The sequence below is a fragment of the Oleiphilus sp. HI0132 genome (assembly GCF_001635845.1).
In genome coordinates this window covers 1-1,113 of sequence record NZ_LWGJ01001488.1, presented here as the reverse complement: position 1 = coordinate 1,113, position 1,113 = coordinate 1, and the positions used below count along the sequence as shown (strand labels likewise).

The following is a 1,113-nucleotide window of genomic DNA, read 5'->3' as shown; positions in this document are numbered from 1 at the left end:
GCTGAAAGTTATAGACAGGGAAACAACAAAGTTGTCACAAGAGATTGAATTTGATTTTAGAACTTCTGATATTGTAGTTCATAATAATCGCATCTTTATTCGAGGGTGGAGAAATGGTTGGGGTAATTCAAGATCAAGAATTGCCATTTTGGAATTCAATCAAGGGCGAGCCAAGTTACGCTCCATAGTTGAAACAGGTGAGCGTATTTCCGGTTTAAAATTAATTGATAGCTATTTAGTGGGTAGACAAGGAAAAGCATTGTTTCATATTACAAAGGATGGTGATTTAAATGCGTTGTAGCGTTCTTATTCAATTATTCATGGGCCTATATCACTTTTTATACACAGTGCATCGAAGGTTGTCAGTATGAAAACTAAATGTGTACTTGTGATGTCATTATTGCCATTTTTATTTGTGCCAACAGAGTCTGTGGCCAAAAGGGGCTTTGGCTCCTTATTTCAAGCTGGTAGAGGTGTGAGCGCTATTAATGGCGTAAAAAAATACGACGTTAACACTTTGACAGCTATTCAGCTAAAGCAGTGCCTCAATCTTGAGGCAAAAATTGAAGCTTCAGAAATCACCTTAAGCAAAGGTAGAATTCCCATAGCGAGTAAAGAACAAACTTTGACTTCTATTGAGGCTGATCTGGAGTCATTAGATAGATACATGAAACTAAATAAAAAGACTGAGTTTAATAAACAAATCGAAGTCGATGCATTCAACGCTGAAGTTAAGAGGTACAACAGACTAATTTCCGTATACAAAACTGAATTTGAAGTATTCCGAAAACTACAAACGTCTTACAATAACAAGGTCGATGATCAAAACGCCTTGATTAAGAGGTTTAAAGTTGAGTGTGCTGGTAAGAGATATTACGAAAATGATTTCGCTGCAATCAAGAAAGGAATGAAATAGAGATTGAGCCAGCTCTAATTATTAGTGAAAAGTTTCACTTGGCCAGGTAATAATTTATATTTATTTTTATCATCTAACGGATACTCAAGATTAAATTTTAATTCATTATATCCAGTCACCCAGTCTTTATCTTTTAGTACTTTAAAATAAAAGATATTATTCTTAGCCCTATTAATGCCCGATATTACATACCAATT

At 34.7% G+C, this 1,113-nt stretch carries 3 protein-coding genes; 2 read left to right on the top strand and 1 reads right to left on the bottom strand.

Translation table 11 applies throughout. The annotated features are described in order from the left end of the window. Together A3766_RS23045 and A3766_RS23040 are read left to right on the top strand one after the other, a co-directional pair. Nucleotides 1-301 (top strand): hypothetical protein (locus A3766_RS23045; protein WP_231882969.1); only part of this gene is annotated, 301 nt, incomplete at its 5' end. Between the two features lie 66 nt (nt 302-367). Then, the gene (locus A3766_RS23040) at nt 368-916 is read left to right on the top strand and encodes a hypothetical protein (RefSeq protein WP_068509708.1); all 549 of its coding nucleotides are present in this window, start codon (nt 368-370) and stop codon (nt 914-916) included. 14 nt (nt 917-930) lie between these two features. Here the strand turns inward: A3766_RS23040 and A3766_RS32265 are convergent. Beyond that, on the bottom strand, nt 931-1,113 hold a 183-nt coding region (locus A3766_RS32265; protein WP_231882968.1), incomplete at its 5' end, for a hypothetical protein.

What these genes read in the sequence shown, in the direction of transcription:
- A3766_RS23040 (WP_068509708.1), top strand. Translation starts at nt 368, where the DNA reads ATGAAAACTAAATGTGTACTTGTGATGTCATTATTGCCATTTTTATTT.